6 protein-coding genes are annotated in these 6204 nt (G+C 34.2%); all 6 read left to right on the top strand.

All coding sequences use genetic code 11. The annotated features are described in order from the left end of the window. Window positions 1-14: 14 nt before the first annotated feature. The 6 genes from A8L32_RS02815 (at window position 15) to A8L32_RS02840 (ending at window position 6051) form a co-directional block, all read left to right on the top strand. Complete coding sequence (locus A8L32_RS02815) at window positions 15-1499, top strand: phytoene desaturase family protein (RefSeq protein ID WP_075590015.1); 1485 nt, start codon at window positions 15-17, stop codon at window positions 1497-1499. A gap of 26 nt (window positions 1500-1525) precedes the next feature. After that, window positions 1526-2467 carry a phytoene/squalene synthase family protein gene (locus tag A8L32_RS02820; RefSeq protein WP_083631152.1) on the top strand — a complete coding sequence of 314 codons (942 nt, stop codon included), beginning with the start codon at window positions 1526-1528 and terminating at the stop codon, window positions 2465-2467. A gap of 54 nt (window positions 2468-2521) precedes the next feature. Next, window positions 2522-3007, top strand: coding sequence for a sterol desaturase family protein (locus A8L32_RS02825; RefSeq protein WP_075590016.1), 486 nt, complete (start codon window positions 2522-2524; stop codon window positions 3005-3007). A 20-nt stretch (window positions 3008-3027) separates the two neighbouring features. Further along, a complete protein-coding gene (locus A8L32_RS02830) occupies window positions 3028-3735 on the top strand; it encodes a lycopene cyclase domain-containing protein (RefSeq protein WP_075590017.1) in 708 nt (235 codons plus the stop codon). A 96-nt stretch (window positions 3736-3831) separates the two neighbouring features. Next, on the top strand, window positions 3832-5373 hold the full coding sequence (locus A8L32_RS02835; protein WP_075590018.1) for a SulP family inorganic anion transporter: 1542 nt from the start codon (window positions 3832-3834) through the stop codon (window positions 5371-5373). Between the two features lie 63 nt (window positions 5374-5436). After that, window positions 5437-6051: a carbonic anhydrase gene (locus tag A8L32_RS02840; RefSeq protein WP_075590019.1), complete on the top strand. Its 615-nt coding sequence runs from the start codon at window positions 5437-5439 to the stop codon at window positions 6049-6051. Window positions 6052-6204 lie beyond the last annotated feature (153 nt).

Consider the following 6204-nt stretch of genomic DNA (forward strand, 5'->3'; position numbering starts at 1 on the left):
AACCATAACAAACAATGAGTGATAATTCTACTATAAAAATTGCAGTTATTGGTGCTGGATTTTCAGGTCTGTCTGCCGCCAACTACTTAGCTAAAGAAGGTTATTCTGTTTCTGTTTATGAAAAACACGATATGTGTGGAGGTAGAGCCCGCCAATATACCGAAGCTGGTTTTAAATTTGATATGGGCCCAACTTGGTATTGGATGCCTGATGTATTTGAGCGTTTTTTTGCCGACTTTAATAAGAAACCCAGTGACTACTATAATTTACTCCGCTTAAACCCTGGATATCGTGTATACTTTGGTCAGGATGATTATATGGATATTTCATCAGATTTAGAAAAAATATATGAACTGTTTGAAAAAGAGGAAAAAGGTGGAGCTCAATTTTTAAAGAAGTTTTTAAAAGGTGCTGAATACAATTATAATGCTGCTATGGAAAAGGTAGTTTACATGCCTGGTAAATCTCCTTTAGAGTTAATTACGCCAGCTACTATTAAGCGCTTAGGGCAATTTGTAAAGTCCATCTCTGCCATGGTTAGGGCTGGGGTAAAAAGCGAGCGTTTGAGGCAAGTGTTAGAGTTTCCTGTATTGTTTTTGGGTGCTAAGCCTGAAGATACGCCTGCGTTTTATTGCTTTATGAATTATGCCGATATGGTTTTGGGTACCTGGTATCCAGAGGGTGGAATGTTTAGTGTAGTGAAAGCTTTTGAGCAATTGGCCTTAGAAAGTGGAGTGACGATACATTTAAAATCAGATGTCAGCAAAATAGTTTCTGAAAGTGGAAAGGTAAAAGGAGTCGAGGTAAATGGTGTTTTAAATCAAGCAGATGTTGTTGTTTCAGGTGCCGATTATTATCATACCGAAAGTCTTTTGGATGAAGCTTATCGTAATTACTCCGATAAATACTGGAATAAAAAAGTATTTGCACCATCGGCCTTGTTGTTTTATGTAGGGTTTGATAAAAAGCTTAAAAATCTAGAGCATCATGCTTTGTTTTTTGATTCCTCATTTAAACAACACGCTAAAAGTATTTACGATACTAAAACATGGCCTGATAATCCATTGTTTTATGCCAGTTTTCCTAGTGTAACAGATGCAAACTGTTCTCCTGAAGGAAAAGAAAGTGCTATTTTTCTTATTCCAATTTCCACAGGAATAGAAGATACTCCAGAAATACGAGAACGCTATTTCGATGAAATCATACAGCGACTGGAGCACATGACTCAACAATCTGTTAAAGATTGTGTTATACTAAAGAGGTCTTATTGTGTAAATGACTTTAAAGAAGATTATGGCGCCTATGGCGGAAACGCTTATGGCTTATCTAATATTTTAACACAAACTGCTTTTCTTAAACCTAAACTGCAAAATAAAAAACTAGCCAACATGTTCTACACCGGCCAGCTAACGGTGCCTGGTCCCGGAGTGCCTCCTACCATTATATCGGGTAAAATAGTTTCTCAATTAGTTACCCAATATTTGAATGTGAAAAATTAGTTGATGCTTGTTAAAAAAATGGACCAATGAGTTACTTAGATTTCAATGATAATGCGAGTGTGGCCCCTACGGTAGTAGAAACTCCATCTCCTTTAAAAATAGCCCATCGAAAAGAAAATACAGATAGTAAAGCCAAACAGTTATTTGACCATGTTAGTTTTGCTTCCAGTAAGTTAGTTACCAAGTCCTACAGTACTTCTTTTAGTATTGGAGTGCGCTGTCTAGATGTTTCTATACGAGAAGCCATTTATAGTATTTATGGTTTTGTGCGTTTTGCCGATGAAATTGTAGATTCATTTCATGGGTATAACAAACCCAAATTGTTGGATGATTTTGAAGCAGATTTAAAAGAAGCTTTGATAGATGGTATTAGTTTGAATCCAATATTAAATTCATTTCAGCATACAGTTAAAAAATACCATATTCCATATGAGCTTATTTATGCATTTTTAAAAAGCATGCGAGCCGACCTTTATAAAAATACTTATAATGAGTTAGAGCTAAAGCAGTATATATATGGATCTGCCGATGTAGTAGGTTTAATGTGTTTAAAGGTGTTTGTAAATGGAAATGAAGAAATGTATGATGATTTGAAGGATAATGCAACTAGATTAGGTTCTGCCTTTCAAAAGGTAAACTTTCTGCGTGATGTAAAAGATGATATGGAAGGTTTGGATAGGGTTTATTTTCCTCAATTACAGAACGAAAAATTAAATCAGACCAATAAAAAAGTTATCCTAGAAGATATTTATGAAGATTACAGAGTCGCTCTAAAAGGCATTAAAGGCTTACCTAAAAATGCTAAGCTAGGTGTTTATATTGCTTATGTATACTATCTGGGATTAACGAGAAAAATTGAAAAAACTAAGGCTGATGAACTAATGCAAAAGAGAATAAGGATATCTAATTTTAAGAAGATAATGCTTCTAGCAAAAGCCTACTTTATCGTTAAAGTCGGTTTGTTTTAATCTGTATCTTCATATTATATATAAAGTCAACTATTAACCCTAAAATATAGACAAATGAATTCTTGGATTTTGATATTAATTTGTGCCTCTACCTTTATGTTGATGGAAGGTGTAGCGTGGTTTGCTCATAAGTTTGTGATGCATGGTTTTTTATGGAATTTGCATGAAGACCATCATTTTCCCAAGGAGTTGCATCGTGAGTCTTTCTTTGAAAAGAATGATTGGTTCTTTGTCATCTTTGCCATTCCTTCAATGATTTGTTATATACTCGGAAGTTTATTGGTTAACGATGTGTTATTGAGTATTGCTATTGGGATTACCTTGTATGGCTTTGCTTATTTTATTTTTCATGAGGTTGTTTTTCATCGCAGATTAAAATGGCTTAAAGGTTGGAAGCCCACCTATGTACGTTCTATTATCTTGGCGCACTCCATGCATCATAGACATCATTCACCAGCCGATGGTGAATGTTTTGGATTGTTAATATTTCCTTATAGATATTTTAAGCAAGAGCGCTTGAAAAAACAAAAGAATTCATAATCGTAATAATCCTGTAATGTATGAGTTTATATTTTCTGATATTATTATTATCGGGAGCGGTTCCTTTTTTATATAGTTTCAATAAACGATTGAGGTTTTATAAATATTGGCCTTCGTTAATTATCTCAACTATATTAATTATGATCCCGTATTTAATATGGGATAAATATTTTACTGAGAATGCCTATTGGGGTTTTAATGAACTTTATTTATCAGGAATATATTTTTTCAGTCTCCCTCTGGAGGAGATTCTTTTTTTTGTGGTAATACCATATTGCTGTGTATTTACTTTTTACTCCTTAAAATACTATTTTCCCAAGCTTACACTTTCAAAAGGTATTACTATCGGTATTGGAGTTTTGTTGCTGTTGTTATCCGCTTTTATGGTTATCACCAAGTCGCATCTTGCATACACCTTTATCAATTTTAGTTTTTTATTTATGGTAGTGCTATTAGCACTGATTTTCAATATTAAGTTATTGAGCGATTTTTTGTGGGTATTTCCTGTCATCCTAGTTCCCTTTTTTATAGTGAATGGGGTTTTAACAGGTTTTGGTATAGAGCAGGAAGTGGTTTGGTATAATCCTGATGTTTTTATGGGAATTCGCTTATTTACCATTCCTCTAGAAGATACTTTTTATGCTTTCTCCATGCTGTTATCTAACTTATTACTGATGGATGTGATTGAGAAAAGAATCCATAAAATTAAAACCCACCCTGCAACTTAAGTTCTGAACTTAAGTATTTTTATCAATTTTTTCAGAATATTACATTTTAGTGGCATTTGGTTTGGTTAGTACTTAGCCTAATTAAAAATGTTGCTTATGGGATGGATGAAAACGATTAAGAATGATATACCTGCGGGCTTGGTGGTATATTTAGTAGCCTTACCTTTGTGTTTAGGTATTGCATTAGCTTCTGGAGCACCTCTTTTCTCTGGAATAATAACGGGAATAATAGGAGGAATTGTGGTTGGCTTTCTCAGTGATTCCAAATTAAGTGTCAGTGGGCCAGCTGCAGGATTAACTGTAATTGTTTTTTCGGCCATTGCTACCTTGGGTTCTTTTGAGGCATTTTTATTAAGTGTATTTATATCAGGACTTATTCAACTGGGTTTAGGATATGCCAGGGCTGGTATAATTGGTCACTTTTTTCCTGTAAGTGTTATTACGGGTATGTTAACCGCTATTGGTTTAAGTATCATTCTTAAACAAATCCCACATGCTTTCGGTATTGATAGAAATAATATTGATATCGCTTCCTTTTTTGATAATTATGGAATGAACTCCATTTCAGAACTTTTTTTAATTGATGATTTCTTTCTTCCAGGAGCGGCTATAATTAGTGTGCTTTCCATGGCAATACTTTTGTTTTGGGATACAAAGTCAATTAAAAATAATGCTATTCTTAAACTGATTCCAGGTCCTTTGCTTGTAGTGTTGTTAGGCGTTGGTTTAAATGAGTTGTTTAGAGCTTATATACCTGCATATGCATTGTCTTCAGCTCATTTGGTTGAACTTCCTGTACTGGATGGTTTTACATCATTAACTAAGGAATTACGATTTCCTGATTTTTCAGCCATCTCAAATCCTAATGTGTACATAGTAGCTATTACCATTAGTATTGTAGGAAGTTTGGAGTCGCTTCTTAGTCTGGAGGCATCCGATAAATTAGACCCGAATAAGCGCATTTCATCTCCTAATAAAGAATTAAAGGCACAAGGTATTGGAAATATAATTGCAGGCTTAATTGGCGGTATTCCCTTAACAGCAGTTATTGTTCGTAGCTCTGCCAATATTAGCGCAGGAGCTAAGGGTAAGTTATCCGCTATTTTTCATGGAGTTCTTTTACTCTTGAGTGTATTGTTTTTTGCACAATGGTTAAATTATATCCCATTAGCTGCTTTGGCAGCAGTATTAATACATGTAGGCTTAAAACTGAATAAAGTATCCACTTACAAAAATGCTATCAAGGCAGGGATGGATCAGTATATTCCATTTTTTGCCACCATTATAGTTATTCTGTTTACTGACCTTTTAAAGGGTATCACATTTGGAATAATTATCGGATTTATCTTTGTGATAAAATCCAATTTCCGTTCGGGTTTAATTTTCTCCAATGTATCGAATAACTATATGATTCAAATCAACAATAACTTATACTTCTTCAATAAAGCACAATTAAGAAGAAGGCTTCAGCAGGTTCCAAAGGATGCTAATTTGCTCATTGATGGCACTGCGGTGAATTTTATAGATTATGACATTTTATTGGTGATTAAAGATTACTGCGATACGGCTAAGATGAATAATGTTAAGGTAACTATAAAGAAATCGGAAACTGCAGCTATTGAATTTTTTAGAAAATAGCTGACCTAGGGAATGCATATAATTGGTTTAAGGAAAGAGTATAAAATATAAAAAGATAAGCGTATGGATTTGTTGGATCAGGTGTTTTTAAGTAATCGTAGTTGGGCGCAAGGGATGGTGAAAAATAACAAGGATTATTTTAAGAATTTATCATTAACTCAGGTTCCAAAGTATTTGTGGATTGGTTGTTCGGATAGTAGAGTTCCGGAAACGGAGATTACAGGAAGTAAGGCAGGTGAAATTTTTGTGCATAGAAATATAGCTAATTTAGTGCATGATGACGACCCTAGTTTATTAAGTGTTCTGAAGTATGCAGTTGATTATTTAAAAGTAGAGCATATTGTGGTTTGTGGACATTTAAACTGTGGTGGAGTAAAGGCTGCATTTGATGGATTAGAAGACGAGCATTTGGGTGACTGGATTGCAGATATTAAGAGTTCTTATATGTCTAATAAGGATGATTTATCGGAAATAGTTAGCAATACGGATAAAATTAATCGTTTAGCAGAATTAAGTGTGGTAAAGCAGGTAGAAAAATTAAGTTCGATGAAGGTGGTTAAGGATGCATGGGGTAGGGGACAACACCTGCATATTCATGGTTGGATGTTTGATATTTCTACAGGTGAGCTTAATTCTCTTAAAGAGTTAAGTCCTGAAAAGCGAGTTTGGGCAATTTAAGTTCTAAAAAAAGATTATAAATTTAATGGGGCTGTCTCACTTGAGATGGCCTCTCTCGTTTCTATGCCTCTCTCGTGATTTCTTTTAATAGATAATAAGAATATGGCATTTCTATAAACTAAAAAAGAGAAGCAAAATTGCTTCTCTTTTTGA

The sequence above is a fragment of the Labilibacter marinus genome, from assembly GCF_001659685.2.
Lineage (GTDB): Bacteria > Bacteroidota > Bacteroidia > Bacteroidales > Marinilabiliaceae > Saccharicrinis > Saccharicrinis marinus.

Coding starts and splice junctions, on each gene's coding strand:
- A8L32_RS02820 (WP_083631152.1), top strand. CDS start 1,526: ATGAGTTACTTAGATTTCAATGATAATGCGAGTGTGGCCCCTACGGTA.
- A8L32_RS02840 (WP_075590019.1), top strand. CDS start 5,437: ATGGATTTGTTGGATCAGGTGTTTTTAAGTAATCGTAGTTGGGCGCAA.
- A8L32_RS02835 (WP_075590018.1), top strand. CDS start 3,832: ATGGGATGGATGAAAACGATTAAGAATGATATACCTGCGGGCTTGGTG.
- A8L32_RS02815 (WP_075590015.1), top strand. CDS start 15: ATGAGTGATAATTCTACTATAAAAATTGCAGTTATTGGTGCTGGATTT.
- A8L32_RS02825 (WP_075590016.1), top strand. CDS start 2,522: ATGAATTCTTGGATTTTGATATTAATTTGTGCCTCTACCTTTATGTTG.
- A8L32_RS02830 (WP_075590017.1), top strand. CDS start 3,028: ATGAGTTTATATTTTCTGATATTATTATTATCGGGAGCGGTTCCTTTT.